This is a genomic window from Microbulbifer zhoushanensis, assembly GCF_021729055.1.
Taxonomy (GTDB): domain Bacteria; phylum Pseudomonadota; class Gammaproteobacteria; order Pseudomonadales; family Cellvibrionaceae; genus Microbulbifer; species Microbulbifer zhoushanensis.
In genome coordinates, this window is the sequence record NZ_JAJSAO010000001.1 from 22995 (window position 1) to 41151 (window position 18157).

The 18157-nt window shown below is 62.5% G+C and carries 20 protein-coding genes; 13 read left to right on the forward strand and 7 right to left on the reverse strand.

The annotated features are described in order from the left end of the window. Positions 1-200 precede the first annotated feature (200 nt). The 3 genes from LVD10_RS00130 (at position 201) to LVD10_RS00140 (ending at position 3406) form a co-directional block, all read left to right on the forward strand. Positions 201-1628, forward strand: a complete 1428-nt coding sequence (locus LVD10_RS00130; protein WP_232942042.1) for an amidohydrolase — start codon at positions 201-203, stop codon at positions 1626-1628. Further along, positions 1628-2926, forward strand: coding sequence for an amidohydrolase family protein (locus LVD10_RS00135; RefSeq protein WP_232942044.1), 1299 nt, complete (start codon positions 1628-1630; stop codon positions 2924-2926). The genes LVD10_RS00130 and LVD10_RS00135 overlap by 1 nt, the downstream gene beginning before the upstream one ends. 90 nt (positions 2927-3016) lie before the next feature. After that, positions 3017-3406, forward strand: a complete 390-nt coding sequence (locus LVD10_RS00140) for an MAPEG family protein (protein ID WP_232942046.1) — start codon at positions 3017-3019, stop codon at positions 3404-3406. Between the two features lie 310 nt (positions 3407-3716). Here LVD10_RS00140 and LVD10_RS00145 read toward each other — a convergent pair whose 3' ends face one another. The 3 genes from LVD10_RS00145 to LVD10_RS00155 all read right to left on the reverse strand — a co-directional run bounded on the left by LVD10_RS00145 (position 3717) and on the right by LVD10_RS00155 (position 5666). Further along, positions 3717-4046, reverse strand: coding sequence for a YebG family protein (locus tag LVD10_RS00145; protein WP_232942048.1), 330 nt, complete (start codon positions 4044-4046; stop codon positions 3717-3719). Between the two features lie 400 nt (positions 4047-4446). After that, positions 4447-5064 carry a LysE family translocator gene (locus LVD10_RS00150; RefSeq protein WP_232942050.1) on the reverse strand — a complete coding sequence of 206 codons (618 nt, stop codon included), beginning with the start codon at positions 5062-5064 and terminating at the stop codon, positions 4447-4449. Then, entirely contained in the window at positions 5064-5666 is a 603-nt protein-coding gene (locus tag LVD10_RS00155; RefSeq protein WP_232942052.1) for a DUF924 family protein, read from the reverse strand. Before LVD10_RS00155 ends, LVD10_RS00150 begins: the two co-directional genes overlap by 1 nt. Before the next feature lie 117 nt (positions 5667-5783). Between LVD10_RS00155 and LVD10_RS00160 the strand changes: the two genes are divergently transcribed. The 4 genes from LVD10_RS00160 to LVD10_RS00175 all read left to right on the forward strand — a co-directional run bounded on the left by LVD10_RS00160 (position 5784) and on the right by LVD10_RS00175 (position 7950). Then, complete coding sequence (locus LVD10_RS00160) at positions 5784-6047, forward strand: hypothetical protein (protein WP_232942054.1); 264 nt, start codon at positions 5784-5786, stop codon at positions 6045-6047. A gap of 66 nt (positions 6048-6113) precedes the next feature. Further along, positions 6114-7004, forward strand: a complete 891-nt coding sequence (locus LVD10_RS00165) for a DUF6249 domain-containing protein (RefSeq protein WP_232942056.1) — start codon at positions 6114-6116, stop codon at positions 7002-7004. Positions 7005-7016: 12 nt separating this feature from the next. After that, entirely contained in the window at positions 7017-7571 is a 555-nt protein-coding gene (locus LVD10_RS00170) for a sigma-70 family RNA polymerase sigma factor (RefSeq protein ID WP_232942058.1), read from the forward strand. Next, positions 7564-7950 carry a hypothetical protein gene (locus tag LVD10_RS00175; RefSeq protein WP_237061261.1) on the forward strand — a complete coding sequence of 129 codons (387 nt, stop codon included), beginning with the start codon at positions 7564-7566 and terminating at the stop codon, positions 7948-7950. Before LVD10_RS00170 ends, LVD10_RS00175 begins: the two co-directional genes overlap by 8 nt. Positions 7951-8115: 165 nt before the next feature. Here the strand turns inward: LVD10_RS00175 and LVD10_RS00180 are convergent, their stop codons facing one another. Beyond that, on the reverse strand, positions 8116-8592 hold the full coding sequence (locus LVD10_RS00180; RefSeq protein ID WP_237061263.1) for an LEA/WHy family protein: 477 nt from the start codon (positions 8590-8592) through the stop codon (positions 8116-8118). 101 nt (positions 8593-8693) lie between these two features. Here LVD10_RS00180 and LVD10_RS00185 point away from each other — a divergent pair, with 101 nt between their 5' ends. Further along, positions 8694-9863 (forward strand): dipeptidase, encoded by a 1170-nt coding sequence (locus LVD10_RS00185; protein ID WP_237061265.1) that lies wholly within the window; start codon positions 8694-8696, stop codon positions 9861-9863. A gap of 138 nt (positions 9864-10001) precedes the next feature. Next, entirely contained in the window at positions 10002-11009 is a 1008-nt protein-coding gene (locus LVD10_RS00190; RefSeq protein ID WP_232942066.1) for a mechanosensitive ion channel family protein, read from the forward strand. Between the two features lie 24 nt (positions 11010-11033). On the opposite strand, the gene LVD10_RS00195 is transcribed toward LVD10_RS00190, so the two are convergent. From LVD10_RS00195 to LVD10_RS00205, 3 genes are all read right to left on the reverse strand, one after another. After that, positions 11034-12137: an NADH:flavin oxidoreductase/NADH oxidase gene (locus LVD10_RS00195; RefSeq protein ID WP_237061267.1), complete on the reverse strand. Its 1104-nt coding sequence runs from the start codon at positions 12135-12137 to the stop codon at positions 11034-11036. 240 nt (positions 12138-12377) lie between these two features. After that, positions 12378-13007 (reverse strand): maleylacetoacetate isomerase, encoded by a 630-nt coding sequence (maiA, locus tag LVD10_RS00200; RefSeq protein WP_232942070.1) that lies wholly within the window; start codon positions 13005-13007, stop codon positions 12378-12380. 323 nt (positions 13008-13330) lie between these two features. Continuing rightward, on the reverse strand, positions 13331-13765 hold the full coding sequence (locus LVD10_RS00205) for a VOC family protein (protein WP_232942072.1): 435 nt from the start codon (positions 13763-13765) through the stop codon (positions 13331-13333). Positions 13766-13925: 160 nt separating this feature from the next. On the opposite strand from LVD10_RS00205, the gene LVD10_RS00210 reads away from it, so the two are divergent. From LVD10_RS00210 to LVD10_RS00225, 4 genes are all read left to right on the forward strand, one after another. Next, a complete protein-coding gene (locus LVD10_RS00210; RefSeq protein WP_232942074.1) occupies positions 13926-14420 on the forward strand; it encodes a MarR family winged helix-turn-helix transcriptional regulator in 495 nt (164 codons plus the stop codon). Between the two features lie 81 nt (positions 14421-14501). Then, positions 14502-15692, forward strand: a complete 1191-nt coding sequence (locus LVD10_RS00215; protein WP_232942076.1) for an amino acid aminotransferase — start codon at positions 14502-14504, stop codon at positions 15690-15692. Between the two features lie 109 nt (positions 15693-15801). After that, positions 15802-17193 (forward strand): class II 3-deoxy-7-phosphoheptulonate synthase, encoded by a 1392-nt coding sequence (locus LVD10_RS00220; protein WP_232942078.1) that lies wholly within the window; start codon positions 15802-15804, stop codon positions 17191-17193. A gap of 33 nt (positions 17194-17226) precedes the next feature. Next, positions 17227-17916 (forward strand): glutathione S-transferase family protein, encoded by a 690-nt coding sequence (locus LVD10_RS00225; protein ID WP_232942080.1) that lies wholly within the window; start codon positions 17227-17229, stop codon positions 17914-17916. Positions 17917-18157 lie beyond the last annotated feature (241 nt).

Sequence of the window (18157 nt, forward strand, 5' to 3'; positions counted from 1 at the left end):
CCGGCGGGGCAGGGGGATCTCCGGTCCCTGGCCACCGCGGCTTTTCCCCGATACTTATCCCGATCCCCTCACCGATCCTCGCCCCTAACCGTTTCCCTTCCCCCGGGCATCCGCTTGTAGGTGTGTAAAGGGTGCGGTCCTGATAGCATAAGCGATTACACCTGATTTACCCGCAACGGATAACAACGGAAAATATCGCTATGCAGTTGCACGCACTCTGCCGCGGGGGGCTCCCGTCGCCGCGCGCTATCGCGGCCGCCCTCACGGCCGCCTTCCTGCTTACCGGCTGTGGCGGTGATGACACCGCCGCTGGCAAAGGGGCCGCGGACTTCGCCCGCCTCGATGCCTTTCCCTCCACCTATTCCATCGAACAGTCCCGCCCGGTACTGATTACCGGTGCCACATTGCTCACCGGCACCGGCGAAATGCTGGAAAACACCGACCTGCTGCTCGAGGACGGCAAGATTGCCCGTATCGACGATGGACTCAAGGCTCCGCGAGATGCCCTGGTGGTGAACGGTGAGGGCAAGTGGGTGACGCCGGGCATTATCGATGTCCATTCCCACCTGGGTAACTACCCGGCACCGGCAATCGAGTCCTCCCAGGACGGTAACGAGATGACTGCACCCAATACCGCCGAGGTGTGGACCGAGCACTCGGTCTGGACCCAGGACCCGCAGTTTTCCCTGGCGCTGGCTGGTGGGGTTACCACCCTGCAGATCCTGCCCGGTTCGGCCAACCTGTTTGGTGGGCGCAGCGTGACCCTGAAGAATGTTCCCGGGCGCCGTGTACAGGATATGAAATTCCCCGGTGCGCCCTACGGGCTCAAAATGGCCTGCGGGGAGAACCCCAAGCGGGTTTACGGTGGCAAGGGTCAGGCCCCCTCCACCCGGATGGGTAACGTGGCCGGTTACCGCAAGGCCTGGATCGCTGCCAGCAAGTACAAGGAGAAGTGGGAAAAGTACGCCGAGAACGGCGGCGAGCCGCCCGAGCGCGACCTGGAAATGGAAACCCTGGCGGGTGTGCTGAACGGGGATATCCTGGTGCACAACCACTGTTACCGTGGTGAGGAAATGGCCGTGATGATGGATATCGCCAAGGAATTCGATTTCCAGATTTCCACCTTCCACCACGCCGTGGAGGCTTACAAGGTCGCCGACCTGCTGGCGGAGAACAATGTCTGTGCCGCTATGTGGGCCGACTGGTGGGGCTTCAAGCACGAGGCCTTCGACATGACCGAGGCCAATATAGCCATTGTCGACCAGGCCAGGGCCTGTGCCATGATCCACTCTGATTCCGCAGTGGGGATTCAGCACCTGAATGAGGAAACTGCCAAGGCGATGGTGGCCGGGCAACGGGCCGGTTTTGATATCGGCCCGGAACACGCGGTTACCTGGATGACCCTCAACCCGGCCAAAGCGCTGGGTATCGCCGGGCAAACCGGCAGCCTGGAGAAAGGCAAGATGGCGGACGTGGTGGTCTGGTCGGGCAACCCGTTCAGTGTCTATACGCAGGCAGAAAAAGTCTTTATCGATGGCGAGCTGATGTACGACCGTGACGATCCCGCGCGGCAGCCGCGCAGTGATTTCGAGCTGGGTATTATCGAGGCAGAGGGGGAGCGACTGTAATGACCAGATTCCTGATTCAACTGGCGCTTGCGGGCCTGTTCGCACTCCCGGTACATGCCGAGACCGTGCTGATCAAGGGGGGCAAGGTATACACCCTGTCCGGTATCGGTACCCTGGCCGAGGGTGATGTCCTGGTGCGGGATGGCAAGGTGCAGGCGGTGGCCCCCTCCATTAACGAGCGCGCCGACCGCGTGATCGATGCGCGCGGCAAGGTGGTGACCCCCGGTGTTATCGCACCCCAGTCGGAGCTGGGGCTGACCGAGATTAGTGCTGCCAGCGCCACCAATGATTACGCAGTCAGCGGTGAGAGTATTGGCAGCGGCTTTGACCCGCGCCCGGCGTACAACGCGAAGTCCACCCTGATCCCCTATAACCGTGCGCACGGCGTGACCCGCGCGGTGGTATTCCCGTCGATCAGCACCTGGGGTGAGGGTGCCGGCAAATTGCACCGGGTTTTTGCCGGTCAGGGCTTTGCCATTTCCCTGAACGGCGATTTCGACAGTGTGGTAGCGGAAGAGCTGGGCCAGAAGGCCTACCTGGGTGAGCTGGGCAGCCAGCTGGCCGGCGGCAGCCGGGCCAATGCCTATGCCCGCATCGAGACAGCCCTGTCCGAAGCCCGGGAATACCTGAACAACCGGGAGGCGATCCGCCGGGGCAACTGGCGTGAGCTCAATCATTCACTGGATGACCTGGAGGCGCTGCAGCCGGTCGTACAGGGCCAGCAGCCGCTGATTGTTACCGCCAATCGTGCCAGCGATATCCTCCAGGCCCTGGAGCTGGCCGAGGAGTACAAGCTGCGGTTAATCATCCAGGGTGCCGCCGAGGGCTGGATGGTAGCCGAGCAGCTGGCTGCCGCCCGGGTGCCGGTGATCATCGATGTGGTTAACAACCTGCCGATCAGCTTTGAGAGCCTGGGCGCCCGGTTTGACAACGCGGCGCGGATGCAGAAGGCCGGTGTCACTGTGGCCATTGGCGGCCCGGGTTATGGTTCCACCCACCTGGTGCACCTTGCGCGCCAGTCCGCCGGTAATGCGGTGGTCTACGGCTTGCCGTACGAAGAAGCCCTGAAGGCCATCAGTACCAATGTTGCGCGCATTTTTGGCCTCGAGGGCGGAGTGCTGCAGCCGGGTGGTGTGGCCGATATCGTCGTCTGGAGCGGGGACCCGCTGGAAGTCACCAGCTATCCCGAGCAGGTACTGATTGGTGGTGAGCCGCAGTCACTGGTGAACCGCTCGACGCGCCTGCGCGACCGCTACCTGAAGCCCGAGCAGGGCCATGAAATGGGCTACAAGTTCTGAGCCCGCAGATGGCCTGGACTTGTCCCGGATAAGATTGATAACAGAACAGGGCGGGACCGGGTCCCGCCCTTTTTACATGGGGAGTTTCCAATGATGGTTCCATTGACAGGCCTGTATGGCGGCCTCTGCGCGTTGCTGATCCTGGCGCTTGCCTTTCGCGTGGTGCGTTTTCGTCGCGGCGAGAAGGTGGGTGTGGGCAGTGGCGGTAAACACTATGCAGAGGTGTTGATCCGCACCCACGCCAATGCGGTCGAGTATGTTCCCATTGCGCTGCTGATGATGCTGGTGGCGGAGATCAATGGCCTGTCCGCTTTCTGGCTGAATATCCTCGGTGGTCTGCTGGTGCTGGGCCGTTTCCTGCACGCCTGGGGCCTGACGGCCGGCAGGGGTGGCTACCACTACGGTCGCTTCTGGGGCACGACATTGACCTGGATCGTGATCACTGCCTATGCATCGATCAATATCATCGGGGCATTCTAGGCGGGCAGCAACGGACCCCTGTTGTAGGAGCGGCCGCTGGCCGCGATCACAATAAATCCTGCTGTCAGTACTGTTATATGCCTTAGGGAATGGTCTGAAGCTCGCGGCCAGCGGCCGCTCCTACGGGGGTATGTCTACTGGCAGCGATCGGTGGCTCGGGGCATTGCAATCGCGGCCACGGGCCGTTCCTACAAAGAAGGGTAGGGTGTAAGGCGCAGGGCGCACGGGCAAAAAAAAAGCCCGGCAGATACCGGGCACAGTACAGGGATGGTTTGCGTGACATCCCCGGGTGGGGATTCATGCGGGAAAATTACTGATTCGCGGCCAGCGGGGTGACGCGGTCGTCGGCCTCGCCCTGTTCGTTGCCGGTTTCTTCGGCGCTCTCGCCTGCAGTCTCTTTTTCTGCTTCCAGCAGCATTTCAGGCTTGCCCTTGCAGGCCTTGGCCAGCACTTCGCGGCGCTTGGCCAGCAGCAGGCCAATTTCCTCGCCCGCGGCTTCGGAAATACCGTCAATATTTTTCTCGATCAGCGAGGTAATATTGGCGGCCAGCTCCAGCATCTTGTCGTGTTCTTCCGCATCTTTCTTGTTGTCGAACATAGCTCCGTCTCTATCGCATTTCCAAACAGCAACTACGGCCATGTGTGCCTCCGGTTATTGTTCAAGTAATCATACTGTGTGAACGTACAGTATCTGTATGGCTGTCCAGTGTCAACCGACGGTGACGACCTTGAAGAGATTCTGGCGTGAAATGCGGCAGGTGTGCGGGGCGGCAGGGGAGCGCAGTAGCCCCGGGTTGAACGCAACCCGGTGTTATCTGCGCCAGGCCTTGCCCGGGTGGAACCGCCGTGATGCGATAAAGCGATGGCCGGCTGCGTTTTGCGCCCCCCCGCGGCACCAGTGGGCTGCCATAATAGCCCTGCAGTCGGGCGCCTCCTCCCCCCAGTAGGCGCCCGCAATTGACCCCGCAGTGTGAGATTGAGGCCCGCCACCCGGCGGGCCTTTTTTATTGGCCCGGGATCCTGCGGGCCGGGGAGTGTACCTAGATGGTCAGTACCAGCCGCGCTGCCAGGGCCACCAGCAGGATGCCGAACAGCTGCTGCAGCCGGTGCATTACCGGACCGCCGGACCAGTTGCGGCGGCGGCCGGCCGAGACTGCCAGGGTCACCAGGCAGTACCAGACTGCATCGATCCCGGCCGCCAGGGCGGCCATGCCCAGCTTTATCCCCAGTGCCTGCTGTTCCCCCACAAACTGGCTGAACAACGCCGTGAAGAAGATTGCGATCTTGGGGTTGAAAAAGGCAATACCGAACCCCTGTGCCGCGGCGCGACGGGTGCTCAGGGGGGCGATCTCGGCCCGTTCGCCGTTGGGGTCCGGCGCCCTGGCCCGCAGTGCCTTCCAGCCCAGGTAGAGCAGCATGGCGGCGCCGCCCCACTGGAGGATGTTGAACAGGAGCGGCGACTTGGTGATCAGTACTGCCAGCCCCAGGGCGGTGAGGACCGCATAGATACCTACGCCGGCCCCGTGGGCCAGTGCAGCGGCGATGCCGGGGCGTACGCCGGCAGCGGCGCCCCGCAGGATAATCAGCAGGCTGGGACCGGGTGACATGGCCCCCAGGGCACAGATACCGGCCAGGGACAGCCAGGCGACAATATCCATCAGAAGCCACCCCCTTTTTCCAGCCAGGCCTGCTCGGCCGGTGTCGAGGCCCGGCCCAGGGCCTCATTGCGGTGTGGGTAGCGGCCGAATTCCTCGATCACCTCCCGGTGCGCCAGGGCGTACTGGTAGAAGTTCTCGGCCTGGGCCGCACCCTCGGCGCCATCGAGGTGGCTCTTGCGCAGGCGGTCGAAGAACTCGATCGAGCGCTGCTGCATCTCCAGGCTCTCGCCGTGCTCCAGGGGCATCCCCAGGAAAGCCCGCTGGTAGAGGCCCAGTAGGTTGTCGTCGCCGCGCCCTATCACCGCCATGGCCACCTCCCGCGCAAGGGGGTCCCCGGCGAAGGCCCGCGGGGTGCCGCGGTAGATATTGCGGGTGAACTGGTCACAGAGCAGCACCAGGGCCAGCTCCCCGGCCAGGCTGGTACGCCAGTCCCCCAGTTCCCCGGCCAGGGCCGCCTCGACGGCGGGGCCAAATTCTTCCTCGATCTTCTGGTCCAGTGTCTCGTCGCGGGTAAACCAGAGCTGCCGGTGGCTGTCCGCCACCGGCGCATCCAGGTGTTCGCTGCCAAACCAGAAACGCAGTACGTCGGCGGGCTGGGTCATCGGGCTCCCCTGAATTTTTTTTGCAGCCGGTGCATCCATAGGGCCTCCCGGCGGCATCTTAAGGCTGTAAACGGAAATTATATGGAGGCTACCATGGTAACCCCTGAGACAGGATGTGTGAAAAAGGTTAAATTTTACGTCGCGCTGGTTGCATTCCTGGCAGCGGCCCCGGCCATGTCGACCCCGGTTGTGTCGGCAGAGTCGCTGGAGCTGCCCATTGCCAAGGTCCAGCAGGAACTGGCCGAGAAAGCCGAGCAGGCGGTCTCGGATAAGCTCCGCGAGTGCCGGGAGCGGGAGGCCCGGGAGGAGGAGAGAGAGGTGCGCTACCCAGTGCGTATCGCTGGCCCCTCGCTGACCGGCTCCCCGCTGGCGGCCTTCTGAGGAGTGCCACCGGCAGTTACAGCAACGCGACTTAAAAGAATACTGACAGCAAGCAGAGAGTCACTAATGAGAGCGAGAAACCTGATATCCCCACTGGTCCTGGGACTGGCGACGGTGCTGGGCACCGGCTTCGCCTGGGCCCAGGAGACACCGGCGGAACAGCCGGCTGCGGCACCGGAGGTGCGCAGTGAGCAGCCACCGGAGCCGCCCGAGCCACCCCGGGCGGACATCGAGGACTACGAGGACCGTGTCGAGAAGCAGGTGCGGATCATCCGCGGCGAGGATGGCACCCTGAAAATCAGGACCCGAGATGCCGACGGCCAGCGGTCCGAGGTCGAGGTAGACCTGGGCGAGGAGTTCGGCGGGGCCCTGTCCCGGCGAATCTACGAGAAACTGGAGAAAAAGGGCATCCTCGATGAGTCCGGCCTGGTGATCGAGGAGGCCATGGAGGGAGTGCCGGATAACATCAAGATCGGTATGTCCCGCAATATCTCCAGGGAGATATCCCGGGATATCTCCCGCGATATGGCGCGGGAGTTCGGGAATCGCGGTGACCACCACTGGGAGCACCGGAGTGGCGGTGACGACGACTCCATGGAGCTGACCATCGGGCTCATCGCGGTGCTCGGCGTTTTCGGCATGCCCATCCTGATTGTGTGGCTGGTGACCCGCAACAGCTATCGCAAGAAGCAGCTGATGATGGACAACATCAACCGCATGGTGGCCGAGGGCCGGGATATCCCGCCGGAGCTGCTGGATGCCATGCAGGGTGAGTCTCCCAGTAACCTGAAAGACCGCGGTTTCACCCTGATTGCTGTAGGCTTGGCGCTCTTTATCTGGCTTACCCTCTCCGTGGACGTGGGAGTTGGCAGCCTGGGTCTGATTCCGCTGTTCATCGGTATCGCCCGCTTTATCAACTGGAGACTGGAACACCAGGAAGGCAACCGGGCAGGCTAGGGACAGCGGTTTATGGACCTCAATGACGGGGAATTGATCCGGCGTATCGTCGAAGACGGGGACCAGCGGGCATACGCCCAGCTGGTTCGGCGCTATCAGTCACAGTTGCGTTTCTCGCTCCGCAATCTGTGCGATGGTGACCAGGCCCTGGCCGACGATATGGCGCAGGAGGCCTTTATCAAGGCCTATAAGGCGCTGCCGGCATTTCGTGGGGATGCGCGTTTCAGCACCTGGCTGTACCGGATCGCCTACAATCTCGTCATGAGTTACCGGCGCAAGAACGCGCCGGAGGTGGACCAGGAGGCGGTGGACCGGGCCCAGGCCCAGGAGACGGTCGAAGAGGCCCAGCAGCTGGGCATGGCCCGCGACCTGGATGCCGCCTTGCAGGAGCTCAGCGAGCCGCAACGACAGGCGATTCACCTGTGCATGCAACGCGGCTTTTCACACGAGGAGGCTGCGAGTATCATGAAGCTGCCCCTCGGTACGGTTAAATCCCACGTTAACCGCGCGCGGGCCAGGTTGCAGACATTGCTGCAGGCGTGGCGTGAGGAGGTGGTCAGTGGATAAGTTTGAATGGTATTCCCGCAACGGGGAACAGGGGTCTGGAACCTTGAGTGAAGCCCAGTTACGCAACAGCGACCCGGATTTCGATACCTGGCTGGGGCAGCAGCTGCAGTTCAGCGAGCCCTACCTGGACGATGATGGCTTCTGTGACGGTGTCATGGAGCGACTGCCTGCGCCCACACGGCGTTCCGATCGCCGGGTGACCCGCACCCAATATGGGGCGGTGGTGTTGGCCTCGGCCATTGTCGCCTGGCAGTTCCCCCTGGATGAGGTGCTCGCCGAAGCCGCGCGCCAGTCAATCAGCCTCTACAGCCTGCTGGGCCTCGGGGTGTTGTCCTCCGTGGCCGCCATGTTCGGCGGTATTGTCGCAGCACGTCGCTGAACAACCGTGCACCGGGGGCCATCCGGTCCCCGGCCCAGTGTCTTTTCTTTTCCTTAAATCCCTTTAGCTACCCCGCTTTCGCCCCGTGCGAGTGCTGGCCCCTGCGCGGCTGTCCGGACCGGCGTCTGCGTCCCCGGCAGGGTGCCGGCCGGGCGATGCGGAGAATCAGCGGTTCAGGCTGATCTCGCCGTCCTTGCGAACGCGGATGGAGGGCGGGAATGTGCGTTCCAGGCCCAGCTTGGCCTCCAGGGAATAGGGCACAGTGTCGCCGCGCAGGGACATCAGTTCGGCGGCGGCCATGAATGAGCCCATCAGGTTGGCGGAGGCCTCTACCGCGATATCTTTGCTGCCGTAGGCGGGGATCTGTGGCAGGTCACGGGCGGTGCCGGTCACCACCTCGTGCCCGGCCAGGTCCAGGGTGTAGTAGAGTCCCGACAGGGACAGGGCCACGGAGTTGGGGTTGTCCACCCGCAGGCGAATGCGAAATCGCAGGTCGCCGGCACGATTGGCCGGCAGCGGCTCCAGGGCGGTGACCTGGACCGACGGTTCCTCGAAGTCGGGCGTGAGTACCGTGCACCCCTGGAACAGGGCCGCGAACAATAACAAAACAACAATCCGGTTGAATGACTGCACTAACTGCACGTAAAGCTCCTCAGTAATGTCCCTGCGGGACGATGATGCCCATCCGCAATAGTGGAATAATCCGCGGACAGGAATAATAACGTGGAATGCCAGGAATCCTCATGAAGAAGTTTCTCATTATCCTGACCCCGGTGGCGCTGGTTTTGTTCACAGCGTGGAAGTGGCTGCTGCTGCCCGGGGTGGAGAAAAGGATGAACACCCGCACCGGCGAGGCGCTGCCCGCGCTGTCGGTGCGGGCGCGGGCGCTGCACGAGTCACTGGTGGTGGGCGACCTGCACGCCGACAGCTTCCTCTGGGCCAGGGATATCGGGGATCGTGCCGACTATGGCCATGTGGACCTGCCTCGCGCCCGCGACGGCAACCTGGCGATACAGGTGTTTACCGCGGTGACCAAGTCGCCGCGCGGCCAGAACTACGCCAGCAACGCCAGTGATGCGCCCGACAATATCACCCTGCTGGCAGTGGCCCAGGGCTGGCCGCCCCGCACCTGGGGCAGCCTGCTGGAGCGGGCGCTCTACCATGCCGGGCGAGTGCGGGCGCTGGCGTCCGAAGCGCCGGGACAGATGCGGGTAATCCACAGTGCCGAAGACCTGCGCCAGGCCCTGGCCTCCAGGGCGCAGGGCGGCAAGCAGTTGGCCGCCATCCTGGGAATCGAGGGCGCCCACCCGCTCGAGGGCGAACTGGCCAATATCGGCCGGCTCCATGATGCCGGCTACCGGGTAATGGGATTGCAGCACTTTTTCGATAACGAACTGGGAGGCTCACTGCACGGCCAGAGTGGGGCCGGCCTGACGGAGTTCGGTCGTGCCGCGGTACAGGAAATGGCCGAGCGCTCGATTGTCATCGATGTGGCGCATTCCTCGGAGGCGGTGGTGCGGGATGTCCTGGCCCTGGTGGAGCGGCCGCTGATTGTGTCCCACACGGGCCTCCGGGGAATGTGTGACACGCCCCGTAATATCAGTGATGGGCTGATGAAGGCAGTGGCCGCCGCTGGCGGCCTGGTGGGTATCGGCTACTGGGACGGCGCGGTCTGCGATCCCAGCCCGGAAAATATCGTGCGCACCATGCGTTATGCCATCGACCTGCTGGGGGTTGAACATGTAGCGCTGGGCTCGGATTACGACGGCACGGTGGAGGTGGCCTTCGATGCCGGGGAGCTGGGGGTGTTGACCCAGGAAATGCTGCGACAGGGATTCAGTGAATACGAGATCCGCCGGATTATGGGGGAGAACCTGCGGGATTTCTTCCTGGAACAGCTTCCTGCCTCCTGACGCCATTTGCCGCTCTCGCCGGCGGCATGGTTGAGGCGCATGCCTTTCGCTGGCACATGCCACCGGCAGGCCCCGGCACATCAAGCCTTTCAGCTATAAAAAGGGATGGTGTACTGAAACCGGAGCAGCGTGTTACCCGTGAGCGGCCTCGCATTTTTTCTCAGCCAACTACTGAACTTGCCGGCCCGGCTCCTGGTGCAGGAGGAGGGTGGGGGCAAGGAAGAGAAACCCGCCCTGCAGGAAAACCTGGAGGAAATCACGCCGGAACCGGTTTCCGAGGCGGCAGAGACCGTGGTCAGTTCGCTGGACTCGGTCTGGGGCAACTTCCTCAACCACACGCCGTTTGTAATCGCCAGTTTCATGGTGTTGTTCGTCACCTGGCTGATTGTCCTGACGGTCCGCCATTTCGGCAGTCGTATCTTCCGCCGGTTTGCCTCGAAAAAATCCCTGCAGGATTTGATGGTCCGCCTGCTCACCATTGTGATATGGATGCTGGGGTTGCTGTTTGCCGCCATGGTGCTGTTCCCCGGGCTGACCCCGGCCCGGGCGCTGGGCGCGGTCGGCCTGCTGTCGGTGGCGATTGGCCTGGCGTTCAAGGATATTTTTGAGAATTTCTTCGCAGGCATCCTGATCCTGTGGCGCTTCCCGTTCGAGGAGGGCGATGTAATCGAGTGCGAGGGCGTATGTGGTCGCGTGGAGTCGGTGGAGGTGCGCAATACGACGATTCGCAAGCTCACCGGCGAACTGGTGATCGTGCCGAACCTGTTCCTGTTCCAGAACCCCTGCGAGATCCTGACCAGCCGGGTCAAGCGGCGTGTGACTATCACTGTGGGTATCGCCTATGGCGAGGATGTGCGGGAGGGGGTGAAGGTGATTGCAGAGGCCATGAAGCCCCTGAAGACAGTGCGACAGGAAGATCCGGTGCAGGTATTTCCCGCCGGTTTCGGCGAGAGCAGTATCGATATCGAGGTCACCTGGTGGACCGGCTCTGTGCCCTTCGATATCCGCCAGTCCAAGGGTGAGGTGGTTACCGCGATCAAGCTGGCCCTGGATGAGGCAGGCATAGAGATTCCATTCCCTTACCGCACGCTGACCTTCAAGGAGCCCCTCCGCATAGACGGGGAAGGGGAGGGGAAAGAGGCCTGAGGCCCCGGGGCCGGAAAGACCGGCTCACTCCCCGAACAGGCCCGGGTAATTGTGTGGCTGGGAGCGCAGGTACTGGTTGGGTGCCGAGACGGTGGCCCCCAGGTGTGCAGCGGCATGCCAGGGCCAGCGGGGGTTGTAGAGCATTCCCCGGGCCAGGGCGACCATATCGGCATCGCCAGTGGCGATGATCGACTCCGCATGCTCGAACTCTGTGATCAGTCCGACCGCGATGACCGGCATCGAAACCGCCTGTTTCACGCCCCGGGCCAGGGGTACCTGGTAACCGGGTCCAACAGGAATCTGCTGGGTGGGATCCAGCCCGCCACTGGAGACATGTATCGCCCCGCAACCGCGCTGCTCGAGGGCCCGCGCAAAGGCGATGGTCTGTTCCAGGTCCCAGCCGTTCTCCACCCAGTCGGTACCCGACACCCGTATGGAAAGAGGGTATGCATCCGGCACTGCATCGCGTACGGCCTCGAACACTTCCAGCGGGAAGCGCATCCGGTTCTCCAGTGAGCCACCGTATTCATCATCGCGCCGGTTGGACAGGGGGGAGAGAAACTCGTGTAACAGGTAGCCGTGGGCGGCGTGGATCTGGATGGCGTCGAGCCCCAGGCGAACCGAGCGCCGGGCCGATACCGCGAAGGCATCCCGCACCCGCTCGATGGCAGCCCGATCCATTTCCAGCGGCGCATGCTCGCCCGGGTCATATGGGAGGGGGGAGGGCGCCAGCGTCTGCCAGCCGTTGGTATCCCCGGGTGCAATCTGCCGGCCGCCCATCCACGGCAGGTCCGTAGACGCCTTGCGGCCGGCGTGGGCGAGCTGGATGGCGATGGGCATGTCGGACCATTGCCTGATCGACTCCAGGGTATGGGCCATTGCGGCCTCGGTGTTATCGTCCCACAGGCCAACATCGCCGTAACTGATCCTGCCCTCTGGCACCACAGCGGTGGCCTCAATGGTGAGCAGCCCCGCCCCGGATAACGCCAGTTGCCCCAGGTGGATCAGGTGCCAGTCGGTCATGCAGCCATCAACCGCGGAGTACTGGCACATAGGCGCAATAACAATCCGGTTGGGGAGTGTCAGCGAGCCGACAGTCAGAGGTTCAAACAGCTTGGGTGCGCCCATGGCCGGTTTCCTGTTGAATGCCCAGCAATTACCACAAAGCTTAAGGGCCGGGGGAGCATCCCGCCATAGTGAAACCTGCAGGGCAGTTGCCTGAAGCTGTCGTATTTCGCCGGAGAGGGGCCGATGGTATACCAGCTGGTGCCAGGTACCGGGCAAGACCATGACGGCCCACGACCGGCTCCGGATGCACGCGGTGGCGCGCTTCCGGGGTGCCGGCCGATCAGGGAAAAGTCCGGGGCGTCAGAGGGTGCTGTCCGGCTGGTTCTCCGGGCGGGCCTCGATAAAGGCGGGGATCTCGTTACACGCCAGCGTAATCCGGTGGATGGCCGGGTACTCGGCAATATCCAGCCCGAACCTTTCGGCGCTGTACACCTGTGGCAACAGGCAGCACTCGAACATCCCCGGTGTCTCGCCAGCGGCGAAGGGCGCAGGCTTGAGCTGCTGTTCCAGGGCGCTGAATCCCTCGTGAATCCAGTGGCGGATCCAGCCGGTTTTCTGTTCATCCGACAGACCGTACTGTCCCTGCAGGTAGCGCAGCACGCGCAGGTTGTGCAGTGGCTGGATATCGCTGGCACTGGTATGGCAGAGCGCGCGTATATGGGCGCGCTGCACCGGGTCCGAGGGCAGCAGTGGAGGTTCCGGGTGCGTCTCCTCGAGCCACTCCAGGATTGCCAGTGACTGGGTGAGTACCGTGTCACCATCCACCAGTGCCGGGACCAGGCCCTGGGGGTTCAGTTTCCGGTATTCCTCTTCGCCTTGTTCACTTTTCAGCAGGTTCACCGGGTGGTAATCGTACGGTAGGCCCTTGAGGTTGAGGCCAATACGCACGCGATAGCTGGCAGACGAACGAAAGTAACCGTGTAATTCCATAAGATACCTTTTTCTTTGCATCCCCACCCGCCGGGCCGGGGCAGATTTGTCGAGGCTATTTCAACATCTGTCGCCGCAGGGTGCCAGTGTCGGGAAGGACGGGCCCAACGCGGGCATCGTGCGAATCCCCCGGGTATCTTTCCGGCTCCAGCACGCCGCGGCGAATCTGGTCGAGCTCGATGGGTTCGAGCAGGGCCTGGAAATTTCCCTCGCCCGGTGCTCCCGCAGGAATTCCTCGGCCGGTGATTTTTCATCGGCCGATTCATAGATGGGAATGCGGATCCTGCCCCAGTGACTGGTCATCGCCCGGCTGGAGAGCCCGGTCATTTTGCCTTCGATATCGAAATAGGGGATTTCCCGGAAATTGAAGATGCTCGCTTAAAAGCCCGCCCACTGGTCCATGTTGCCGCGGTGGACAGAGCCCCGGCAAATGATCCGGGTTCTGCATTAATGATAAAGTTGGCGTCACCCTGGCGGTGCAGGGTGATATCGCGGTTGCGATGCAGGGATTCGCGGGTGAACCCGAGCTGGCTGAAAAGTGTGCGCAGCGGCTCCAGGTCAGGAGCGGCATGCCCTACAAATTCGAAGCCATCGGTGCCGAGTGGGTTGTGCGGATATTCACAGGCCATTGCCGGGACCTCCATGTCTGTCCGGGTCTGCAATGTTTGATGGGCGGTGGCACGAAATCCCTGTGTGCGGTCACACGATACCCAATAAAAATGACATGGATTTATAATGCTGCGCGATTTTTGCAGCACAACAGTGCCGATTTGGCGAGGGGCAGGGGGTGTTGGCGCCCATTGAGCTGGCGGTAGCCGGCGCTGGTGCCGCTACCTGATTCCGGCCAAAGCGGTTACAATTGAAACCAATTTTAGTTACATTTGTAACATCCATGGCAACTGCAGGTGGAAAAGCCGTATGACAATCGAGAAGACCGAGGCGGAAAAACCGGTGCGTGACGACCTGCACCTGGAGAGGTTCCTGCCGTATCGCCTGTCGGTGCTCTCCAACCGCGTGAGTAATGCCATTGCCCAGGCTTATGGCAGCCGCTTTGACCTGACCATCCCGGCCTGGCGCGTCATGGCTATACTGGGCCGTTTCCCGGACCTCTCTGCCGCGGAACTGGTGGAGCAGACCGCCATGGACAAGGTTGCCATCAGTCGCGCGGTATCGGTCCTGATGCGCAACGATTACATCACCCGCAGCGAGGATCCCGCCGATCGCCGCCGGCAGGTGCTGAACCTGTCCGAGCTGGGGCGGGATGTCTATGAGCGCATTGTTCCGCTGGCCCAGCAGTACGAGGACGACCTGATGTCCTCGCTCTCTCCCGATGAGCGGGCCCAGCTGGAAAGCATTATCGACAAGCTGATGGACCGCGCCCAGGCCTGGGCCGAGCGCGGCCTGATCGACTGAACCTGTACCTACCACGCCCCCGGACAGCTGGGCTTCCGGGGTGCCTGTATCCGAGACATTAAGTACCCGAGGAGTACCCGCATGTTTGAACACCTGAGCAGCCTGCCGCCGGACCCTATCCTGGGCCTGCTGGCCAGTTACCGCGCCGACGAGAACCCGGACAAGATCGACCTGGGCGTCGGCGTGTACAAGGATGAGGCGGGCCACACTGCCATCCTGCAGGCTGTGAAGGAGGCGGAGACACGCCTGCTGCAGTCTGAGGAGACAAAAGCCTATATCGGCCCGGCGGGTACCCCGGGATTCAATGCCGCCATGCAGGAGCTGGTCCTTGGTGCCAACCACCCGGCGCTGGTTGCCAACCGTGTGCGCTCTGCCCAGACTCCCGGTGGCTGCGGTGCCCTGCGGGTGCTGGCAGAGCTGGTCGATCGCGCAAAGCCCGGTGCGACCGTCTGGGTGAGTGACCCCACCTGGGCCAACCACGTGCCGCTGCTGGGCAATGCCGGGCTGCAGATCAAGAGCTACCCCTATTACGATCGCAGCAGCGGTAGCCTGCAGTTCGATGCCATGGTGGAAACACTGAAGGATGTAGGGGAGGGTGACGTGGTGCTGCTGCACGCATGCTGCCACAACCCCTGTGGCGCCGACCTGAGCCGTGAGCAGTGGCAGGTGCTGGTGGAGATGGCGCAGAAGCAGGGTTTCACCCCGTTTATCGATATGGCCTACCAGGGCTTTGGCGATGGCCTGGACGACGATGCCTGGGGCCTGCGCCTGATGGCAGAATCGGTACCGGAGCTGCTGGTGGCGGCATCCTGTTCCAAGAACTTCGGGCTGTACCGGGAGCGCGTCGGCCTGGCCATGGTGATTTACAATGACAGTGCGGCCGCTGATACCGGCCAGACCCAGATGCTGAGTGCAGTGCGTGGCAACTACTCGATGCCGCCGTCGCACGGTGCCGCGATCGTGGAGTCGATCCTCACCGATGCCAGCCTGCGCGCCAACTGGGAGGCGGAACTGACCGAGATGCGCGAGCGCATTAACGGCCTGCGTGCGGGCGTAGTCGAGAGCCTGGCCGCAGCCGGTGCCGCGGGTGACTTCAGCTTTATCCGCGAACAGAAGGGCATGTTCTCCTTCCTGGGAATTAACCCGGAGCAGGTGGCAAGGCTGCAAAAGGAGTATTCCATTTACATGGTGGATTCCAGCCGCATGAGTATTGCCGGCCTGAGCCAGTCCAACATGGAATACTTCTGCAAAGCGGTCGCCAGCGTGTTGTAATATCCGCTGTCGGGCCGTGTCATCAGGGTACGGCCCGGTGGACTGCTGCGGCGCTGGCGGGCCCGGGGCTGCAACAGAGTCTGAAAGCCGTATTTGGAAGAGGTTGGCAATGGAAGTGGAGGTAAAGTCGAAAGTGTCACAGTCAGCAGGTAAAGAATGGAATCCCGAGAGCTGGCGCAACTTTACCGCCCACCAGCAACCCTCCTACCAATCTGCCGCTGAGCTCGGCGAGGTAACCGGCCAGCTGTCCGCATACCCGCCGCTGGTATTTGCCGAAGAAGCGCGGGAGCTGCGTCGCCAGCTGGCCCAGGTGGCCGAGGGCAAGGCGTTCCTGCTGCAGGGTGGTGACTGCGCCGAGTCCTTTGCCGACTTCAATGCCAACCGTATCCGCGACACCTTCAAGGTGTTGTTGCAGATGGCTGTGGTGCTGACCTTCGCCGGCAACATGCCGGTAGTAAAGGTGGCGCGTATGGCGGGGCAGTATGCCAAACCGCGCTCATCGGATACCGAGGTGGTGGGCGGCGTTGAGCTGCCCAGCTACCGCGGCGATATCATCAACGGCATCGACTTCACCGAGACCGCGCGGCGGCCCGATCCGCAGCGCATGCTCACGGCCTATAACCAGTCGGCGGCAACCCTCAACCTGCTGCGTGCCTTCGCCCAGGGTGGGCTGGCAGACCTGCACCAGGTGCACGGCTGGAACCTGAGTTTCCTTGAGAACAATCCCCAGCGGGAAAACTACGCCCAGCTAGCCGAGCGCCTGCAGGATGCCCTGGAGTTTATGGCTGTCTGTGGCGTGACCTCGGAGAATACCCCGGCGATCCGGGAGACCGTGTTGTACACCTCCCACGAGGCCCTGTTGCTGGAGTACGAGCAGGCGCTGACCCGCACCGACAGCCTGACCGGCAAATGGTATGACTGCTCGGCGCATATGCTTTGGATCGGCGAACGTACCCGCCAGCTGGACGGTGCCCACGTGGAATTCCTGTCGGGCGTCTGGAACCCTATCGGCGTCAAGGTGGGGCCGGGCATGCAGCCGGATGAGCTGCTGCGCCTGATCGACCGTCTCAATCCCGCCAATGAGGCCGGGCGCCTGACCCTGATTACTCGTATGGGGGCCGATACCCTGGGTGAAAAGCTACCGGCCCTGGTACAGGCAGTGCAGCGCGAAGGGCACAAAGTGGTCTGGAGTACCGATCCCATGCACGGCAACACCGTGAAGGCCAGCAGTGGTTACAAGACCCGGGATTTCGACAAAATCCTGCGTGAGATCCGCGACTTCTTCGCCGTACATCGCGCCGAGGGCAGTCATCCCGGTGGTATCCACCTGGAGATGACCGGCCAGCATGTCACCGAATGTACTGGGGGTGCCTGGAAAATATCCGAGGATGACCTGGCTACTTGCTATGAAACACAGTGCGATCCGCGCCTGAACGCCGACCAGGTGCTGGAGCTGGCCTTCCGTGTTTCCGACTGGCTGCGCAGCGGGCGGGCTTCCTGAATCCTTACAACTGAAACCAGAGGGGGAGGGCGTATGTACAGGCTTTTTATCGGTAACAAGAACTACTCGTCGTGGTCGCTGCGGCCCTGGGTCCTTTTGCGCCAGCTGGACATTCCCTTTGATGAGCAGCTGGTGCCTTTCGATGAGGGCGGCAGCTGGGAGAAGTTTCGCCACTTTGCCCCCAATGGCCTGGTGCCCTGCCTGGAAGATGGGGAGGTCACCGTATGGGACTCGCTGGCGATTGTGGAATACATCGCCGAACAGTACCCGCAGGTCTGGCCCGAAAATGCCGTGGCCCGGGCGTGGGCCCGTTGCGCCACCGCCGAGATGCATTCCGGCTTTGCCGCCCTGCGTGAGCAGTGCCCGATGAACTGTGGTGTCACTGTCTCGCTCGATACCCTGAGTGCCGGGCTGCAGAAAGACCTGGGCCGTATTGCAGAGCTCTGGGAAGAGGGGCTGCAGCGCTTTGGTGGGCCCTTCCTGGCTGGGGACCGGTTTACGGCGGTCGATGCCTTCTTCGCCCCTGTTGCATTCCGGGTCAAGGGGTTCGGCCTGTCATTGCCCGATGCCGCCGCAGCCTATGCCCGCCACCTGCTCACTCTCCCCGCCATGGGCGAATGGGAGGCCGAGGCGCTGCGCGAGCCCTGGCGCGAAACTGACCACGAAGAGGAGATGCTGCAGTCCGGCACCCTGGTGGAGGACCGGCGCGTCCAGCCCGCCTGAACCTGATTCCTGCCGGTGCCCGCCCCGGGCACCGGGTTATGCGCAGTAACTTCGCCAGCGCCGGTTGAAATTGTTATTCCTGGCCGCGCTGGTGAGGCATCCCTTTTTTATTATCCATGCAATAAGTCGTTATCAATCAGCGCCGGTATTCCTGTTTACCTTTACGTGGATTTAGCCGCCAGAGGGCGGGTGTCACCAGGGGCAGAGGCAAGTGAAGTGAGACGCTTAGTGGCATTTGGCG